Raw genomic sequence first — 366 nt, 5'->3', positions numbered from 1 at the left:
ACTCGGGCGAAACCGGGACTAGCATGGTTTAGCTTTCTCCGGCAATCTCGATCTCAATACGACCCGCGGCATGGTGGGCGACATCCGACGGCGCGCTCTCGGAAGACATTCTATTGCCAACCACCGTCACCGGCACGAACATCGCCTGATGCGCGCGGGCTTTCGCGGATCGGTGAGAGGTCAGTCCGGCTTCGCGACGCCAGACGTTCAGCAGACCGCGATTGACGCCCCAGCGCCGGGCAATCGCCGAGATATTCACGTCGGGCGCTGCGCTTTCCGCAAGGATCCGCGCCTTCTCCTCGTCAGTCCAATTCCGCCGCTGGCGCCGACCGGTGATCACCTCGATCCGACGATACCTTCCCTCAT

At 62.8% G+C, this 366-nt stretch carries 1 protein-coding gene; it reads right to left on the bottom strand.

Going from position 1 to position 366, the window contains the following annotated elements; genetic code table 11:
• Positions 1-28: 28 nt before the first annotated feature.
• On the bottom strand, positions 29-366 hold a 338-nt coding region (gene tnpA / locus QN219_RS33855), incomplete at its 5' end, for an IS66-like element accessory protein TnpA (RefSeq protein WP_284004775.1).

Source organism: Sinorhizobium sp. 8-89 (assembly GCF_030124325.1).
Taxonomy (GTDB): Bacteria; Pseudomonadota; Alphaproteobacteria; order Rhizobiales; family Rhizobiaceae; genus Sinorhizobium.
This window is presented reverse-complemented; position numbering and strand designations above follow the sequence as displayed.